Raw genomic sequence first — 16601 nt, 5'->3', positions numbered from 1 at the left:
GCCGAACAATGACTGAGGGCCTACCGGTTGACCGGTAGGCCCTCACTCATGTTCGCGTCCTAGGTGACGTCGTCGTACCCGTTGATCCGCTCCCGCTCGGGCTCGGCCTGCGCGGGCAGGGCCCGGCTCGCCGAGACCGACTCGATCTCGCCGATGTCCTCGGGGGTGAGATCCAGCTCGGAGGCCTCGTCGTCGTCGGGCTTCAGGGCCTCGACGCGGGCCCGGCGCCGGTCATTGGCCAGCGCGACGCCACAGGCGCAGAAGTACAGGACCCAGATGGGGCCGGCCAGCGCCATCATCGAGATGGGGTCCGTGCTCGGGGTGGCGATCGCCGCGAAGAGCGTGATGCTGATGATCATGCCGCGCCACCAGCCGAACATCCTCTTGCCGGAGAGGACCCCGCCGAAGTTCAGCATCACGAGCAGCAGCGGCAGCTCGAAGGAGAGACCGAAGACGACGATCATCCGCATGATCAGGTTCAGCAGATCATCGAGCGGCAGCTGGTTGTCGCTTCCGATGATCGAGAACTGCAGCATGACCGAGGCCATCTTGGGCAACGACCAGTAGGCGAAGTACGAGCCCATGAGGAACAGCGGGAAGCCCGCCGCCACGAAGCCGAGGCTGTACTTCTTCTCGTTGCGGTGCAGACCCGGGGCGATGAACGCCCAGAGCTGGTACAGCCAGACCGGGGCGGCGAGTACCACGCCCGACGACAGCGAGACCGTAAGGGCGAGCGTGAACGGGCTCAGCAGACCGTTCTGCACGATGCGCGCACACTTGACCGTGCTGGTGTCCTTCGCCAGCTCGGCGAAGCTGTGTTGGCATCCCACCGCCTGGAGAATGGGATCCGTGAAGAACTGGATGATGTCCTTGTAGAACATCACCGCGAGGACCGTCGTGACGACGATCGCCAGCAGGCTCTTGACAAGGCGATTTCGCAGCTCGCGCAGGTGCTCCGCGAGGGGCATCCGCCCCTCGGGATCCTTGTCCTTCTCCGTCTTGCGGGCAGACTTGAGCAACCCACGTCCTCATCTCGTGCGGCAGGCCGGAAACCTTGTCCGGCCTTGCGTCAGCGCTTGGTCGTGTCCGTCGGCTCGGCGACCGGGCGAGCGGTGGTCACGTCGCCGGGAGAGGCCTGGATGGTGCGCTGCGCCGGGGTCTCGCCGCCGGCGTGCTGAGGCGCGGCAGCCGGGGTCGTGTCGTCCTGGCCGTCGGACTTCATGGCCTTGGCCTCGCTCTTGAGGATGCGGGCGGACTTGCCGAGCGAGCGCGCCATGTCCGGGAGCTTCTTCGCCCCGAACAGCAGGACGACGACGACAAGGATCAGAATGATCTCGGTGGGGCCGAGGTTACCCATAGCTGTCTTCCTTCTTCACCGAGGCGGCGGGGTGGGGGCTGTCCGACCGGTCGGACAGGTGTCCGAACGATCGTGCTGGCAGCGATCGTAACGCTCAGGGGTAAACGTCAGGCAATCCCCCTGCGTACTCCCGATTCGCGACCCGGGCCTCGTTCTCCGTGCCGCGACAGGCAGCGTACCTGCCGAAGGTGAGAAGGTGACAGGGCGAAGTGGCGCAAAACGCACTCGCCGGACAAGTCACAGGAGCCTCATCCGGAACTCACAGAGCGTCCGCGGAACGGGCCGCGCTCGCCGCCGCCCGCTCCAGGTCCTCCGCCGCCCGGCTGATCCTGCGCCCGGACTCCGTGACCTGCGTACCCAGCCGCCGGGCCTCCACGAAGACCCGCGCGGCGAACACCCCGAGCACGGCCAGCCCCACGAAACCCACCGTCACCGCGAACATCGCCCAGAACATGAGCCGACCCTAGCCCCTGGCCCTATCCCGCCGAATGCAGCCGCAGGGTCCGCACCCCGCCCCCGGTCAGGAGCTCCACGATCCGCTCGCCCGCGGGCTTGCGGACGGCGATGCCGCACTCCGGGCAGGTGAAGGAGTAGAACGTGGTCTTGCTGGTGGCGCCGATGGCCAGCCGCAGCGCGCTCGCGCCCAGCTCGACATGGGCCCGGCAGTCGGGGCAGCCGGCCCTGAACACCACGTCCACGGCCTTCTTCATGCCCGCGAAGGCGACCGCCACGGTCATCTCCCGGATCTCCTGGATCTCCTGCACCCCGGACTTCACGCCCGACTTCACGCCGGCCTTCACACCCGACACAACCGAACCGCCGCTCACAGCCCTCGCATCTCCTTGTTCCGGTCGTACGCCGTCGTCACGGTCCCGTCGTCGGGGACTCGCGTCAGGGACTCGTCGTCACGTCGTCACCGTCGCGGCGGCCTCGTCATAGGCCGCCAGCGCCTCACGGGCCGCCCTGCGGGCACTGTCCGCCAGATCCTGCGGGGAGACGATCCGGCCGTCGCGCCCGAGCCGCAGCGCCAGGCGGCGCAGCGAGGCCGGGTCGGGGGTGCGCAGGCTGATGCGCAGCCCGCCCTCGGGCAGCTCCTCGGCGGTGTCGTGCGGGTAGTACTCGGCGACCCAGCGCCCGCCCGGCCCGACCTCGACGACGACCTCGGGATCCTCCGCGGCGGGCTGTACCAGCGCCTGGGACAGGTCCCGCAGCTCGATCTCGGGCGGCGCGGACGGCTCGTCGAGGATCTTGATCTCGGCGACCCGGTCGAGACGGAACGTCCGCCGCGCCTCGGAGCGGCGGCACCACGCCTCGACATAGGTGTGACCCACGCTGACCAGACGGATCGGATCGATCTCGCGTTCGGTGACCTCGTCCCGGGCGGGCGAGTAGTAGCGGATCCACAGCCGCCTGCGCTCCGAGATGGCCCGGTCGACGTCCGCGAAGACCCCGCCCTCGGCCTCGAAGGTCACCGACAGCCGCGAGCTGGCACCCGCCGCCTCCCCGGCCGCGCCCTCGACCTTGGCGGTGGCCCGCAGCAGGGCCTGCCGGTCGCTCTCGCGCAGTCCGGGCAGGGTGGCCACCGCCCGGGCCGCCACCAGCAGGGCGGTGGCCTCGTCGGCCGCCAGCCGCAGCGGCTCGGCGGCCTCCGCGCCGAGCGCGGCCGGGTTGTGCCACCAGATGCGCTCGCCGTCGGTGTCGATGTCCAGCAGATCACCGCCGCGGAAGCTGGTCCCGCACATGGGCAGCACATCGAGGTCCGAGACCAGTTCGTCCTCGGTGATCCCGAAGGCGCGGGCGACGTCCTCGATCCGGGCGCCGGGCCGCTCCCGCAGATAGGTCACCAGGGAGAGCATCCGCCGGGTCTGGTCGATGGCGTTCGCCGGCCGGGCCGGTTTTCCCACCACGTTCTTAACTCCCCCTCAACCCTTGGCCACGGCACGCAGCCGGTCCACCACGTCGGCCCGCAGCTCGGCGGGCTCCAGGACCACCACGTCGGGCCCGAACTCGACCAGCCAGGCATCCAGCCCGTGACCGTACGGAATCTCCAACTCGTCCCAGCCGTCCCCGAGTTCCCGTACGGCGGAGGCCTTCGCCCGCAGCGGGTAGCCGGCGCCGGAGCGCAGCCGGATCAGCGCGGACCGGTCGGCGGTCTCCCCGGCCCAGCTCGCGACCGTCTCCCGGACCGTGACGACGTCCGGCACCTCCGCGGTGAAGGCGCCCGCACGGCTGCGGACCCTGCCGGTGATCCGGGAGAGCCGGAAGACCCGCTCCGCGCCCCGGTCACGGTCGAACCCGGCGAGATACCAGTGACCGCGCCAGCACTCCAGCGCCCACGGCTCCACATGGCGGGGCTCGGGACGCGCGGCGGTCGCCTTGCGGTAGTCGAACACGACCGGCCGCCGGTCGCGGCAGGCCAGCATCAGCGGTTCGAAGGCGGCCTCGTGCACCGGGATCCGCGGCTCCAGCGCGCCATGGGCCTCGTAGGGGTCGACCTCCTCGGGCAGCCCGGCCGCGCGCAGCTTCTGCAGGGCGCCGCTCGCGGCTCCGGCGAGACGGGCCTGCTGCCAGACCTTCGCGGCGAGCCCGAGGGCCGCGGCCTCCTCGGCGTCGAGGGTGATGGGCGGGAGGCTGTTGCTGTCGCGGCGGGCCAGATAGCCGACCTCGCCGTCGAGGTTCTCCACCGTCTCGATGACCAGGCCGAGTTCGCGCAGATCGTCCTTGTCCCGCTCGAACATGCGGTTGAAGGAGTCGTCGCTTCCCGCAGCGCCGTGGTCCGGCCTGACGGCCTCGACGTACGCCTCGATCGAATCCCGCAGCTCGCGCTTGCTGAGCGGCCGGCGCGTCCCCAGCAGACACAGCGCCAGGTTCATCAACCGCTCGGCCTTGGCAATGGCCATCGACGCCCTTCCTCCGGGTGTTTCCGCGGCACGAACCTACCGCTACGAAGCGTCGCCGCAAAAGCCGAGGGCCCATGCCCGAACAGGCATGGACCCCAGACAGTCGAGACCGGTCACGACACGGTCGGCCCTGACACGGCTTCCGGCAGATCAGACCCCGAGCAGATCGACCACGAAGATCAGCGTCTCACCGGGCTTGATCGCCGGCGTCGGGCTCCGGTCGCCGTAGGCGAGGTGCGCCGGAATGGTCAGCTGACGACGGCCGCCGACCTTCATGCCCTGCACGCCCTGGTCCCAGCCCTTGATGACACGACCGCCGCCGAGCGGGAAACGGAACGGCTGGCCGCGGTTCCAGCTGGCGTCGAACTCCTCACCGGTGGAGAAGGACACACCCACGTAGTGCACGGTCACGGTCTGGCCCGCCTGGGCCACCTCGCCGTCGCCCTCCCAGATGTCCTTGATCTCCAGGTTCGCCGGCGGCGCGCCCTCGGGGAAGTCGATCTCGGGCTTGTCAATGCTCACGTCTTCAGGCTCCTGCTTGTGTATGTACGGGACAACGCCGGACAGTCTCGCATCCCCGGGCCTCACATCTTGGCGAGGATGTCCACGGTGAACACCATCACGGAGTCCTTCTTGATGTCGCTGCCGCTGGGCGGCGTGTCCCCGTAACCCAGCTTCGGCGGGATGACGATGAGAAGGCGACTGCCCACCTTCTTGCCGGTCATGCCCTGCGACCAGCCCTTGACGACCTGCTTCAGCCCGAACGAGCTCAGCGCCCCCCGGCTGTACGAGGAGTCGAACTCCTTGCCGGTGTCCCAGAGCACGCCCTTGTACTGCACGAGCAGGCTGTCGTCGGGGCCGACCTCGGGGCCGTCGCCCTCGATGATGTAGTTCGCCACCAGCTGCGTCGGCGGGTCGACCTTCGGCACCTCGATGGAGGGGGCCTTGCCGTCGGTGTTGGTGCCCACCTTCGGCAGCTTCGCGTCGTCCTGCGCGACCTTCGTGCCCTTCGCCGAACTCTTGGCGTTGAAGGTGTCCTGGACGTCCACCACGAAGACCAGCGTGTCGGTGCCCTTGATCCCCGCCTGCGCGTTGCCGTCCTTGCCGTAGCCCCAGGTCGGCGGCACGGCCATCTCCACCCGGCTGCCGGCCTTCTTGCCCGTCAGCGCGTACCGCCAGCCGTCGATGATGCCCTGCGGGGAGAGCTGGATGACCAGCGGCGTCTTACGGTCGTAGGAGTTGTCGAAGACCTTCGCCGTCGACCAGATCTGCCCCAGGTAGTTCGCCTGGATGTAGTCGCCCTCGGCGACCGTCTTCCCGCTGCCCGCGATGACCGTCTTGACCGCCAGGTCCTTCGACGGCTCACCGCTGCCCTTGGCCACGGTCGGCTTCTCGTCGAACTTCACCCCGTCCGTGATCGCCGGCAGCGGACCGTCCACGATCTTCGGCGGCTTCGCCGCACCGCTCTCCGACGCGGACGGGCTGCTGCTGGCCTTGGCCGAGTCGGACTCGCCGTCACCACAGGCGGCGAGCGTGACCAGTCCAGCGGGAACAGCGATGAGAAGGGAGCGTCGGCGCACGATGAAGGCCTCGTATCGGTCGATCTTGTCGGATGGCGTGCGCGCAACTCTACGGCGTGCGAAGGGCGCCGTACGGCAAACGTACGGCGCCCCGCGTTGCGTTCCGGCAATCCGGGCCGGAACAATCCGCCTCACATTCCGGCGATCAGCTTCTCCACCCGGTCGTCCACCGAACGGAACGGGTCCTTGCACAACACCGTCCGCTGCGCCTGGTCGTTGAGCTTCAGATGCACCCAGTCGACCGTGAAATCCCGGCGCTGTTCCTGCGCACGCCGGATGAAGTCACCGCGCAACCGCGCCCGAGTCGTCTGCGGCGGAACCGACTTGCCCTCGAAGATCTTCAAGTCATTGCAGATCCGGGTGGCTTGACCTTTCCTCTCCAACAGGTAGTAGAGGCCACGACGGCGGTGGATGTCGTGATACGCGAGGTCTATCTGAGCGACCCGCGGATGCGACATGGTCATGTTGTGCTTGGCCCGGTACCGCTCGATGAGCTTGTACTTCATCACCCAGTCGATCTCGGTGCCGATCCGGTCGAGGTCCTCGGCCTCGATCGCGTCCAGCGTGCGGCCCCACAGCTCCAGGACCTGCTCGACGGTGCCCGTGCGGATGCCGCGGCGCTCCACGAAGTCCACGGCCTTCTCGTAGTACTCGCGCTGCACCTCCAGCGCGGAGGCCTCCCGGCCGCTGGCCAGCCGCACCTTGCGACGGCCCGTGATGTCATGGCTGACCTCGCGGATCGCCCGGATCGGGTTCTCCAGGGTGAGGTCACGCATGACCGTGCCCGCCTCGATCATGCGCAGCACCAGGTCGGTGGCCCCGACCTTCAGCAGCATGGTCGTCTCGGACATGTTCGAGTCACCCACGATGACGTGGAGACGGCGGTACCGCTCCGCGTCCGCGTGCGGCTCGTCGCGGGTGTTGATGATCGGCCGGGAGCGGGTGGTCGCCGAGCTGACGCCCTCCCAGATGTGCTCCGCGCGCTGGCTCACGCAGTACACCGCACCACGCGGGGTCTGCAGCACCTTGCCCGCGCCGCACAGCAACTGCCGGGTGACGAGGAACGGAATCAGGATGTCGGCGAGCCGGGAGAACTCCCCGTGCCGGGCCACCAGATAGTTCTCGTGGCACCCGTACGAGTTGCCCGCCGAGTCCGTGTTGTTCTTGAAGAGATAGACGTCGCCCGCGATTCCCTCCTCGTGCAGGCGGCGTTCGGCGTCGACCAGCAGTCCTTCGAGAATGCGCTCGCCGGCCTTGTCGTGAGTGACGAGTTCGGTCACGTTGTCACATTCGGGTGTCGCGTATTCCGGATGTGAGCCCACGTCGAGATAGAGGCGGGCCCCGTTCCGCAGAAACACATTGCTGCTGCGGCCCCATGACACGACACGGCGGAAGAGGTACCGCGCCACCTCGTCAGGAGACAGACGGCGCTGTCCCCTGAACGTGCACGTGACGCCGTACTCGTTCTCCAGCCCGAAAATGCGGCGGTCCATGACTGAACATTACGCCCGATCCACCGAGCTGAAACGGGGTTCGGCAGCACGGTTTGGATCATTTTCCGATGAGACCGCAACCACCGCACCCCCGGAGGGAACAGCGAGAACCCGTCCGGTGGCCAGCAGAACCAGCAACGACACCGCCCCCGCCGCACCCGGCACCACGAACCCCCACAGCGTTCCGCCCCACTCGACCACCGGCCCCGCCACCGCCGTTCCGGCCGACTGGCCCACCGTGAACGTCGTCACGATCCACGAGAACGCCTCCGTCACCGTGCCACGCGGCGCGTGCCGGTCGACAAGAACGAACACACAGGCGATGGCCGGCGCCAGGAACACCCCCGCGAGCGTCGTCAGCCCCGTCATCCCCACCGGACCCGGCATCAGCGTCAGCGGCACGTAACAGACCGCCAGAAGCGCCACCAGCACCTGCAGACGCCGCTCCGGCGCCCCACGCCACCGCCGCGCCCCGTACACCGCCCCGCCCACCAGCGCGCCCAGCCCGACACCCGCCATCAGCCACCCGTACACCGCGTCCCCACCGTGACCGTCCGCGTACGACACCGCGGCCACCGTGATCGACCCCAGCGCGACACCCACGAAGAAGAACGCGCCCAGCAGCGCCAGCAGCCCCGGAGAGCGCAGCGCACCCAGCCAGTGCGCCTCACGCGGCGCCGAACGCCACGCCCGGGAAGGCGGCGACACGACCACCCACAGCGCGCCGAGCACCCCGACGACACTGAGCACGACGAGCGCCGCCGACGCCGACCACAACGCCACGCACAGGGTCACCAGCAGCGGCCCGACCGTGAACATGACCTCCTGCGCCACCGCGTCCATCGCGTACGCCGTGTGCACCTGCTCCTCCCCGCGCAGCACCGAGGACCACAGCGCCCGCAGCCCGCCCTCCAGCGGAGGCGTGAACAGCCCGGCCACCGCCATGGCGCCATACGCCACCGGCAGCGGATCCAGCCCCGACAGGGCGAAGACGCACATGGCGAGCGCGGAGACGACGGCCGCCGGGAGCTGCACACGCGGCTGGCCGTGGAGATCCACGAGCCGCCCCAGCAGCGGCTGCCCCACGGCGTTGGCGAGGCCGTACACGGCCGCCAGCGCGCCCGCGAGGCTGTAGCTGCCGCCCTCCGCCCGGACGAAGAGCACGATCGCGATCGCCGCCGTGGCGTTCGGCAGCCGGCCCACCAGCGTTCCGGCGAGCAGCCGCGCGGCGTGCCGCGTCCTGAGGATCCCGAGATATCCGGCGGCCATGTCCTGCCTCTCGAAGGGCGCTCGACGAGCGAAGTGTTACGTATAACGTCTCCTGTCATACGTACCATGTGCCCAGCCCACCAGTCCATACGAAGGAGCACGCCGACCGTGGCACGAGGTAGCACCCGGCCCACGAGCCGTGACGTCGCCCAGGCCGCAGGCGTCTCCCAGGCCGCCGTCTCCCTCGTCCTCGGCGACAAATGGCGCGGCCGCGTCTCCGAGACCACCGCCCAACGCGTCCGCGACACCGCACGCGACCTCGGCTACCGCCCCAACCTCGCCGCCCGCAACCTCCGCCTCGGCCGCACCCGCACCGTCCTGCTCGTCGTCCCCGCCCTGACCACCGAATTCTTCGCCGGCGTCTACACCGGAGCCGCCCGCGTCGCCGCCCGCCACGGCTTCGGCGTCGTCCTCTACCCCTCCCCCGAAGGCGTCGGCCCCGCCCGCGACCCCTTCGCCTCCGCCCAGGCCGCCCTCGACGGCGTCATCGCCTCCTCCATGGCCGCCGACGCCCTCACCGCCATCCGCGGCGACCAACTCCCCCTGGTCATGCTCGACAGCGACCCCGACGGCAGCCTCGGCGCCGCCACCGTCAACCTCGACATCCGCGACGGAGTACGCCAGATCGCCGACCACCTCCTCGGCCTCGGACACCGCCGCTTCCTGCACCTCGCCGCCGACATCCCCTCCTGGACCTTCCGCGTCCGCGCGCGAGAACTGGCCACGAGGGTGGCATCGGTACCGGGCACCTCCCTGCACACGGCACCCGCGCCGATCTCCATCGAGGGCGCGCTCGCCGCGGCGGAGACGGCCCTGAGCAGGCCCGGCGGAGCCGAAGAACGACCCACCGCCGTGGTCTGCGACGACGACAAACTCGCCGCCGGCGTCTACAAGGCCGTACGACGCCTGGGACTGCGCATCCCCGAGGACGTCTCCGTCACCGGCCTCGACGACCTCGCCCTCGCCACAGCCCTCGACCCCGAGCTGACCACCGTGCGACTGGACGCGGAACTGTTCGGCGAACGCGGAATGGAGGCCCTGCTGGCCGTCCTGGAAGGACGCACACCGGCAGCAGGCGACATCCCGGTGGAGCTGGTCGTACGGGCGTCCACGGCACGGGCAGGAGCCTGAGCGCGCGCCCCGTCCGAGCACCCTGGCGCAGCCCCCTGCACACAACCACCGAACGCCGCGCGCCCCGGCCTCTACCGGCCGGGGCGCACTACGGGCGAGATCACACGCCGCTACGGACTACTCGTCTTCCTCCTCCGCGGAGCTCTCCGCCTCCGTCGTGGCGCCGTCCGCCTCCAGCAGACGGTCGAGCTGACGGCCGACGATCCGCTTGAACTTGCGCTGCTGCGGACGCGTACGGTCCAGGACCGCCACCTCCAGACGCTCCGCGGGAATCTCCCGCTGCGTGCCGTTGGTGTCACGCGACAGCGCCTGCACCGCCAGCTTCAACGCCTCCGCCAAGGACATCCCGTCCTGATGACGCTGGTCGAGATAGCTGCTGATCTGCTCGGCATTGCCACCGACCGCCACCGAACCGTGCTCGTCGACGATCGAACCGTCATGCGGCAGCCGATAGATCTGATCGCCCTCGGGGGTCTCCCCCACCTCCGCCACGACCAGCTCCACCTCGTACGGCTTCTCGGCCGCCGAGGAGAAGATCGTGCCCAGCGTCTGGGCGTAGACGTTCGCCAGACCACGAGCGGTCACGTCGTCACGGTCATAGGTGTACCCACGAAGATCGGCGTACCGCACCCCACCGATCCGCAGGTTCTCGTACTCGTTGTACTTACCGGCGGCCGCGAAACCGATCCGGTCATAGATCTCGCTGAACTTGTGCAGCGCACGGGACGGGTTCTCGCCGACGAACACGATGCCGTCGGCATACTGCAGCACGACCAGGCTGCGGCCACGGGCGATGCCCTTGCGGGCATACTCCGCCCGGTCCGCCATCGCCTGCTGGGGTGAGACATAGAACGGAGTCGACACCGGTTATCCGTCCCTTTCTGTCGGAGTCACTGGATCACCTTGATAAGGAGGGCCGTCGGGCCGGACCGGCTAGAGCAGCGCGGCCCGGGGACCGTCCGGCTGCTCCAGACGCCGCTCCAGGATCGAACGGGCGATCTCGGAGGACTCCTCGTCGGTGAGCCGGCGGAAGCCGTCCTCGGTGATCACGGTGACGATGGGATAGATCCGGCGGGCCACATCGGGACCACCGGTCGCCGAGTCGTCGTCCGCCGCGTCGTAGAGGGCCTGGACGACCAGGGTCGTCGCCTCGTCCTCGGAGAGATCGGCACGGAACAGCTTCTTCATCGCACCGCGCGCGAAGATCGAGCCCGAACCGGTCGCCGCGTAACCGCTCTCCTCGGAACGACCGCCCGTCACGTCGTACGAGAAGATCCGCCCCCTGTCCCGGTCCACGTCGTAACCGGCGAACAGCGGGACCACGGCCAGACCCTGCATGGCCATGCCCAGGTTGGAACGGATCATGGTCGACAGCCGGTTCGCCTTGCCCTCCAGCGACAGCTGCGCGCCCTCGACCTTCTCGAAGTGCTCCAGCTCCAGCTGGAACAGCTTCACCATCTCCACGGCCAGGCCCGCCGTGCCGGCGATACCGACGGCCGAGTACTCGTCGGCCGGGAACACCTTCTCGATGTCCCGCTGGGCGATCATGTTCCCCATCGTGGCCCGGCGGTCACCGGCGAGCACCACACCACCGGGGAACGTCACGGCCACGATCGTCGTGCCGTGCGGAGCTTCGATGACACCCTGGGTCGGCGGCAGCTGCCGCTTGCCGGGCAGCAGCTCCGGCTGGTGGTCCGACAGGAAGTCCATGAAGGACGACGACCCAGGCGTCAGGAAGGCAGCTGGTAGACGCCCGGTGCTACGAGTGTTGGCTTCCACGCGTTTCCTTCCACATATGTCGCAGCCCGCCTCATGACGTCGGGCCGATCCTTGAACTGCCCCAGCGCCGCGTTGCAGCTGAAGCACAGTACGCCTCGGACCCTACCCGTCTCGTGGCAGTGATCCACATGCTCGGCTGGAGCAGCAAGACAGATACAACAGATGCCCTGCTGCTCGGCGATCATCATGTCCAACTCGGCTGGCGTGAGACCGTACTTGCGCTTGAAGTAGCTGATCCGATTCCGTACAGCGCGGCATTCACGGCAGTAACTGGCCCAGCCGTCTGAAGACGATTTGTTGGGCTCCCACTCCGAGTGAGGCTTCACCTCTTCGCACTGCGGACACCGCTTATATCCCGACGGTACGAAGACCTTCGCGCGGACCTTCTTCCCCTTGGCTTCCTGACGCTGCCGGTAGTACTCGGCAGAGCACTCCCGGCAGTACGCCTGGAGGCCATCTGGCATGGACTTGTTGCTCGCGAATGCCGTACGCGGAAGGTCTTGCCTGCACCGCGAGCAACGCCTCGCCTCTGACTCTTCGTTCAATCCGAGCTTCCCCCGATTTCACCTTTGAATCAAAGGTGAAATCACTCTCCACCCTTCTGAACGAAGGACCTCACGAAATCCTCGGCATTCTCCTCGAGTACATCATCGATTTCGTCGAGTACAGAGTCCACGTCGTCGCTGAGCTTCTCCTGCCGCTCCTTGAGGTCCTCCGATGCCTGCGCCTCCGGCGCCGCCTCGGTCTCCTCGGTGGAACGGGTGGCCTTCTGCTGGCCGCCGCCGGTGTCCTTGGTCGCCATAACCCTCACCCCGCTCTGTTGCCCGACATGGTCGACAGGTCGGCATTCCTGCCGATCGGTGATGATCAGACCCTACAAGCCGGGTCCGACATTGGCCCCGTTGTTTCCACAACGTCCGGGGGCCACCTCGATGATTCCCGGACGGCGGTGTTTCCACCCTGCCCGGCTGATCACGATTGAACCCCGGTTCAGTGCCCGGAAAGCACCCTGACCAGGTCTTCTGCCGTGCGGCAGCGGTCCAGGAGCTCCTTGACGTGATTTCGCGTTCCGCGAAGCGGTTCGAGGGTTGGGACGCGCTGGAGCGAGTCCCGGCCCGGCAGATCGAAGATCACCGAGTCCCAGGAGGCCGCCGCGACGTCGTCCGCGTACTGCTCCAGACAGCGACCGCGGAAGTACGCACGGGTGTCCTCCGGCGGCTTCGTACGGGCCTCGTCGACGTCCTGCTCGGTCAGCAGCCGCTTCATCTTGCCGCGGGCCACCAGACGGTTGTAGAGGCCCTTCTCGGCGCGCACGTCGGCGTACTGGAGGTCGACGAGGTGGAGTCGGGCGGCGTCCCAGTCGAGGCCGTCACGGCGCCGGTAGCCCTCCATCAGCTCCCGCTTGGCGACCCAGTCCAGCTCTCCGGAGAGGCTCATGGGGTCGTTCTCCAGGCGGTTGAGGGTGTCCTCCCACCGGGACAGGACGTCCTTGGTCTGATCGTCCGCGTCGGCCCCGAAGCGCTCCTCCACGTACTTGCGCGACAGCTCGTAGTACTCCATCTGGAGCTGTACGGCGGTCAGGGTGCGTCCGCTGCGCAGCGTGATGAGGCGTTGCAGGGTCGGGTCGTGCGAGACCTGGTGGAGGGTGCGTACGGGCTGGTCGACAGCCAGGTCGACGGCGATGAAGCCGTCCTCGATCATGGAGAGGACCAGGGCCGTCGTGCCCAGTTTCAGGTAGGTCGAGATCTCCGACAGGTTCGCGTCGCCGATGATGACGTGGAGGCGGCGGTACTTCTCCGCGTCGGCGTGGGGTTCGTCGCGGGTGTTGATGATGGGGCGCTTGAGCGTGGTCTCCAGGCCGACCTCGACCTCGAAGTAGTCGGCGCGCTGGCTGAGCTGGAAGCCGTGTTCGTGGCCGTCCTGGCCGATGCCGACGCGGCCGGCGCCGGCGAAGACCTGGCGGGAGACGAAGAAGGGGGTGAGGTGGCGCACGATGTCCGAGAAGGCGGTTTCCCGCTTCATCAGGTAGTTCTCGTGCGTGCCGTAGGAGGCGCCCTTGTTGTCGGTGTTGTTCTTGTAGAGGTGGATCGGCTGGGCGCCGGGGAGCTGGGCGGCGCGTTCGGCGGCTTCGGCCATGATGCGTTCGCCGGCTTTGTCCCACAGGACGGCGTCGCGGGGGTTGGTGACCTCGGGTGCGCTGTATTCGGGGTGGGCGTGGTCGACGTAGAGCCGCGCGCCGTTGGTGAGGATGACGTTGGCGAGGCCGATGTCCTCGTCGGTGAGCTGGCTGGAGTCGGCGGACTCGCGGGCGAGGTCGAAGCCTCGCGCGTCCCGCAGCGGGTTCTCCTCCTCGAAGTCCCAGCGGGCCCGGCGGGCCCGGTGCATCGCCGCTGCGTAGGCGTTGACGATCTGGGACGAGGTGAGCATGGCATTGGCATTGGGGTGGCCGGGGACGGAGATCCCGTACTCCGTCTCGATGCCCATTACTCGCCGTACGGTCATGCGGCCCTCCTTGCCCGGCGGCGTCCTCGGTCGGGGACGCCGCTCAAGTACCGCTGGCGCTCCGGTGCGTGTGCGGTGCCCGTCCCCGCACTGCGCGACTCGGCGGTACGAACGAGCCTAGAACGGCTTCGCGCTGGTGGGGAGATCATTTGCGTCATTGCCTCGCTCCGGCTCGTGCCTGGAAAACAGTCGGCTGCGGGTACCCGGTGAGGGCACCCGCAGCCGCCCTGTGTTTTACAGGTACTGTCCGGTGTTCGCCACCGTGTCGATGGAGCGTCCCGTGTCCGCGCCCTGCTTTCCGGTGATCAGGGTACGGATGTAGACGATCCGTTCGCCCTTCTTTCCGGAGATTCGGGCCCAGTCGTCCGGGTTGGTGGTGTTGGGCAGGTCCTCGTTCTCCTTGAACTCGTCCACGCATGCCTGGAGGAGGTGGGAGACGCGCAGGCCCTTCTGGTTCTTGTCGAGGAAGTCCTTGATCGCCATTTTCTTGGCGCGGCCGACGATGTTCTCGATCATGGCGCCGGAGTTGAAGTCCTTGAAGTAGAGGACTTCCTTGTCTCCGTTGGCGTAGGTGACTTCCAGGAAGCGGTTCTCCTCGGATTCGGCGTACATGTGTTCCACTGCCGTCTGGATCATGCTCTGGACGGTGGTGGCCTTGGAGCCGCCGTGTTCGCCGAGGTCGTCCGTGTGCAGGGGGAGACGCTCGGTGAGGTACTTCTGGAAGATGTCCTTGGCCGCTTCGGCGTCCGGACGCTCGATCTTGATCTTCACGTCGAGCCGGCCGGGGCGCAGGATGGCGGGGTCGATCATGTCCTCGCGGTTGGAGGCGCCGATGACCACGACGTTCTGCAGACCTTCCACGCCGTCGATCTCGGCGAGCAGCTGCGGGACGATGGTGTTCTCCACGTCCGAGCTGACGCCGGAGCCGCGGGTGCGGAAGAGGGATTCCATCTCGTCGAAGAAGACGATGACGGGGGTGCCCTCGCTGGCCTTCTCCCTGGCACGCTGGAAGACGAGGCGGATCTGTCGCTCGGTCTCGCCGACGTACTTGTTGAGGAGCTCGGGGCCCTTGATGTTGAGGAAGAAGCTCTTGCCCTGGGCCTGGCCGGTGACTTCGGCGACCTTCTTGGCCAGGGAGTTGGCGACGGCCTTGGCGATGAGCGTCTTTCCGCATCCGGGGGGTCCGTAGAGCAGGACACCCTTGGGCGGGCGCAGTTCGTGCTCCTTGAACAGGTCCGGGTAGAGGTAGGGGAGCTCGACCGCGTCGCGGATCATCTCGATCTGGTTGCCGAGGCCACCGATCTGCTCGTACCCGATGTCGGGGACCTCTTCGAGGACGAGTTCCTCGACCTCGCTCTTGGGCACGACCTCGTAGACGTAGCCGGAGCGGGGTTCGAGCAGGAGGGCGTCGCCGGGGCGGATGGTGATGTCCAGCAGGGGCTCGGCGAGCCGCACCACCCGTTCCTCGTCGGTGTGCCCCTGGACGAGTGCGCGTTCGCCGTCCTCGAGGATCTCCTTGAGGGTGACGATGTCGCCGACGCTCTCGTACTCCATGGCCTCGACCACGTTGAGAGCTTCGTTGAGCATGACTTCCTGGCCTCGCCGGAGCTCTTCCAGGTCGACGCTGGGGCTGACGTTCACGCGGAGCTTTCGGCCGCCGGTGAAGATGTCGGCGGTGCCGTCCTCGTTCGCCGCGAGGAAGACACCGAAGCCGGCCGGCGGCTGTGCGAGCCGGTCGACTTCCTCCTTGAGGGCCACGATCTGGTCGCGGGCCTCGCGGAGGGTGTTGGCGAGCCGCTCGTTCTGCGCGGACACGCCGGCCAGATTGGTCTGCAGCTCGACGATCCGCTCTTCGAGAATCCTCGTGTGTCGCGGAGAGTCGGCGAGCTTGCGCCGCAGGACGGCGATCTCCTGCTCAAGGTAGGCAATCTGCCCGGACGGGTCGTCGGACCCTCGTCCCGGGCGGATGCCGCGGTTCATGTCGTCGTCGTGGGCTGCCACGGTCCTCACCTCCTCCAAGGGGAGCTGGACGCTTCCAGACCCTACCTGGGTGGGTGTCGATTGAAACCCCTAGATCACAAAGACGGTCGGGGTGTGTCCGATCTTCACCCTTGCGCTCTCCCTCACGCCAGGGGAATACCCACCGAACATGCTCGGGAAGCCGCCCCGGGTAGGGTCGAAGTGTTCAACACCCGTCAGAGCCTGCATCGTTCCCGAGCGGCTCGGCGATCTAGGCGGACAGGAGAGATGACCGTGCAGCAGGAGGCCGTGGCCGAGGGTGAGGCGCTGGAGGTCTGGATCGACCAGGATCTCTGCACCGGTGACGGTATCTGTGTGCAGTACGCGCCCGAGGTCTTCGAGCTGGACATCGACGGGCTGGCGTACGTGAAGGGCGCGGGCGACGAGTTGTTGCAGGCCCCGGGGGCGACAACGCCCGTTCCGCTGCCGCTTCTCACGGATGTGGTGGACTCCGCGAAGGAGTGTCCGGGCGAGTGCATCCATGTACGTCGCGTTTCGGACAGCGTCGAGGTGTTCGGGCCTGACGCGGAGTGACCGGCCGGGCACTCCGCGTCGGGATGTGTCTGCTTTC

19 protein-coding genes are annotated in these 16601 nt (G+C 68.0%); 3 read left to right on the top strand and 16 right to left on the bottom strand.

What is annotated here, in order from left to right:
- Window positions 1-59 precede the first annotated feature (59 nt).
- From tatC to PYR72_RS38330, 10 genes are all read right to left on the bottom strand, one after another.
- Window positions 60-1019, bottom strand: coding sequence for a twin-arginine translocase subunit TatC (gene tatC / locus PYR72_RS38375; RefSeq protein WP_275459565.1), 960 nt, complete (start codon window positions 1017-1019; stop codon window positions 60-62).
- 50 nt (window positions 1020-1069) lie between these two features.
- The gene (gene tatA, locus PYR72_RS38370) at window positions 1070-1357 is read right to left on the bottom strand and encodes a Sec-independent protein translocase subunit TatA (RefSeq protein ID WP_275459564.1); all 288 of its coding nucleotides are present in this window, start codon (window positions 1355-1357) and stop codon (window positions 1070-1072) included.
- A 259-nt stretch (window positions 1358-1616) separates the two neighbouring features.
- Complete coding sequence (locus PYR72_RS38365; protein ID WP_275459563.1) at window positions 1617-1811, bottom strand: hypothetical protein; 195 nt, start codon at window positions 1809-1811, stop codon at window positions 1617-1619.
- Between the two features lie 22 nt (window positions 1812-1833).
- Window positions 1834-2094 (bottom strand): hypothetical protein, encoded by a 261-nt coding sequence (locus PYR72_RS38360; protein ID WP_275460632.1) that lies wholly within the window; start codon window positions 2092-2094, stop codon window positions 1834-1836.
- Between the two features lie 168 nt (window positions 2095-2262).
- Window positions 2263-3264, bottom strand: a complete 1002-nt coding sequence (locus PYR72_RS38355; RefSeq protein WP_275459562.1) for a WYL domain-containing protein — start codon at window positions 3262-3264, stop codon at window positions 2263-2265.
- Window positions 3265-3279: 15 nt separating this feature from the next.
- Window positions 3280-4257: a WYL domain-containing protein gene (locus PYR72_RS38350; protein ID WP_275459561.1), complete on the bottom strand. Its 978-nt coding sequence runs from the start codon at window positions 4255-4257 to the stop codon at window positions 3280-3282.
- 150 nt (window positions 4258-4407) lie between these two features.
- A complete protein-coding gene (locus PYR72_RS38345; protein WP_275459560.1) occupies window positions 4408-4779 on the bottom strand; it encodes an FKBP-type peptidyl-prolyl cis-trans isomerase in 372 nt (123 codons plus the stop codon).
- 62 nt (window positions 4780-4841) lie between these two features.
- Window positions 4842-5837 carry an FKBP-type peptidyl-prolyl cis-trans isomerase gene (locus tag PYR72_RS38340; RefSeq protein ID WP_275459559.1) on the bottom strand — a complete coding sequence of 332 codons (996 nt, stop codon included), beginning with the start codon at window positions 5835-5837 and terminating at the stop codon, window positions 4842-4844.
- A gap of 131 nt (window positions 5838-5968) precedes the next feature.
- A complete protein-coding gene (gene pafA, locus PYR72_RS38335) occupies window positions 5969-7330 on the bottom strand; it encodes a Pup--protein ligase (protein ID WP_013004876.1) in 1362 nt (453 codons plus the stop codon).
- 9 nt (window positions 7331-7339) lie between these two features.
- A complete protein-coding gene (locus PYR72_RS38330) occupies window positions 7340-8599 on the bottom strand; it encodes an MFS transporter (protein ID WP_275459558.1) in 1260 nt (419 codons plus the stop codon).
- Between the two features lie 108 nt (window positions 8600-8707).
- Between PYR72_RS38330 and PYR72_RS38325 the strand changes: the two genes are divergently transcribed.
- The gene (locus PYR72_RS38325; protein WP_275459557.1) at window positions 8708-9730 is read left to right on the top strand and encodes a LacI family DNA-binding transcriptional regulator; all 1023 of its coding nucleotides are present in this window, start codon (window positions 8708-8710) and stop codon (window positions 9728-9730) included.
- Between the two features lie 117 nt (window positions 9731-9847).
- Here PYR72_RS38325 and prcA read toward each other — a convergent pair whose 3' ends face one another.
- From prcA to PYR72_RS43035, 3 genes are all read right to left on the bottom strand, one after another.
- Window positions 9848-10594 (bottom strand): proteasome subunit alpha, encoded by a 747-nt coding sequence (gene prcA / locus PYR72_RS38320; protein WP_013004873.1) that lies wholly within the window; start codon window positions 10592-10594, stop codon window positions 9848-9850.
- 69 nt (window positions 10595-10663) lie between these two features.
- Complete coding sequence (gene prcB, locus PYR72_RS38315) at window positions 10664-11509, bottom strand: proteasome subunit beta (protein WP_275459556.1); 846 nt, start codon at window positions 11507-11509, stop codon at window positions 10664-10666.
- Complete coding sequence (locus tag PYR72_RS43035; RefSeq protein WP_319364538.1) at window positions 11461-11694, bottom strand: endonuclease VII domain-containing protein; 234 nt, start codon at window positions 11692-11694, stop codon at window positions 11461-11463. The genes prcB and PYR72_RS43035 overlap by 49 nt, the downstream gene beginning before the upstream one ends.
- Here PYR72_RS43035 and PYR72_RS43030 point away from each other — a divergent pair.
- Entirely contained in the window at window positions 11623-11796 is a 174-nt protein-coding gene (locus PYR72_RS43030) for a hypothetical protein (RefSeq protein ID WP_319364548.1), read from the top strand. The two genes, PYR72_RS43035 and PYR72_RS43030, sit on opposite strands and share 72 nt — an antisense overlap.
- Before the next feature lie 299 nt (window positions 11797-12095).
- On the opposite strand, the gene PYR72_RS38305 is transcribed toward PYR72_RS43030, so the two are convergent.
- The 3 genes from PYR72_RS38305 to arc all read right to left on the bottom strand — a co-directional run bounded on the left by PYR72_RS38305 (window position 12096) and on the right by arc (window position 16012).
- Window positions 12096-12311 carry a ubiquitin-like protein Pup gene (locus PYR72_RS38305; protein WP_005485230.1) on the bottom strand — a complete coding sequence of 72 codons (216 nt, stop codon included), beginning with the start codon at window positions 12309-12311 and terminating at the stop codon, window positions 12096-12098.
- A gap of 188 nt (window positions 12312-12499) precedes the next feature.
- Complete coding sequence (dop, locus tag PYR72_RS38300) at window positions 12500-14011, bottom strand: depupylase/deamidase Dop (RefSeq protein ID WP_343245553.1); 1512 nt, start codon at window positions 14009-14011, stop codon at window positions 12500-12502.
- A 234-nt stretch (window positions 14012-14245) separates the two neighbouring features.
- Window positions 14246-16012 carry a proteasome ATPase gene (arc, locus tag PYR72_RS38295; RefSeq protein ID WP_059082021.1) on the bottom strand — a complete coding sequence of 589 codons (1767 nt, stop codon included), beginning with the start codon at window positions 16010-16012 and terminating at the stop codon, window positions 14246-14248.
- Window positions 16013-16258: 246 nt separating this feature from the next.
- Between arc and PYR72_RS38290 the strand changes: the two genes are divergently transcribed.
- Window positions 16259-16564 carry a ferredoxin gene (locus tag PYR72_RS38290; RefSeq protein ID WP_275459554.1) on the top strand — a complete coding sequence of 102 codons (306 nt, stop codon included), beginning with the start codon at window positions 16259-16261 and terminating at the stop codon, window positions 16562-16564.
- Window positions 16565-16601: the final 37 nt, after the last annotated feature.

Source organism: Streptomyces sp. VNUA24, from assembly GCF_029167005.1.
Taxonomy (GTDB): domain Bacteria; phylum Actinomycetota; class Actinomycetes; order Streptomycetales; family Streptomycetaceae; genus Streptomyces; species Streptomyces scabiei.
The sequence above is the reverse complement of the archived record's forward strand: the minus strand, read 5'-3'. Positions and strand labels throughout refer to the sequence as shown.

What these genes read in the sequence shown, in the direction of transcription:
- tatA (WP_275459564.1), bottom strand. Translation starts at nt 1,357, where the DNA reads ATGGGTAACCTCGGCCCCACCGAGATCATTCTGATCCTTGTCGTCGTC.
- PYR72_RS38365 (WP_275459563.1), bottom strand. Translation starts at nt 1,811, where the DNA reads ATGTTCTGGGCGATGTTCGCGGTGACGGTGGGTTTCGTGGGGCTGGCC.
- PYR72_RS38360 (WP_275460632.1), bottom strand. Translation starts at nt 2,094, where the DNA reads ATGACCGTGGCGGTCGCCTTCGCGGGCATGAAGAAGGCCGTGGACGTG.
- PYR72_RS38350 (WP_275459561.1), bottom strand. Translation starts at nt 4,257, where the DNA reads ATGGCCATTGCCAAGGCCGAGCGGTTGATGAACCTGGCGCTGTGTCTG.
- pafA (WP_013004876.1), bottom strand. Translation starts at nt 7,330, where the DNA reads ATGGACCGCCGCATTTTCGGGCTGGAGAACGAGTACGGCGTCACGTGC.
- PYR72_RS38330 (WP_275459558.1), bottom strand. Translation starts at nt 8,599, where the DNA reads ATGGCCGCCGGATATCTCGGGATCCTCAGGACGCGGCACGCCGCGCGG.
- PYR72_RS43035 (WP_319364538.1), bottom strand. Translation starts at nt 11,694, where the DNA reads ATGATCGCCGAGCAGCAGGGCATCTGTTGTATCTGTCTTGCTGCTCCA.
- PYR72_RS38305 (WP_005485230.1), bottom strand. Translation starts at nt 12,311, where the DNA reads ATGGCGACCAAGGACACCGGCGGCGGCCAGCAGAAGGCCACCCGTTCC.
- dop (WP_343245553.1), bottom strand. Translation starts at nt 14,011, where the DNA reads ATGACCGTACGGCGAGTAATGGGCATCGAGACGGAGTACGGGATCTCC.
- PYR72_RS38290 (WP_275459554.1), top strand. Translation starts at nt 16,259, where the DNA reads ATGACCGTGCAGCAGGAGGCCGTGGCCGAGGGTGAGGCGCTGGAGGTC.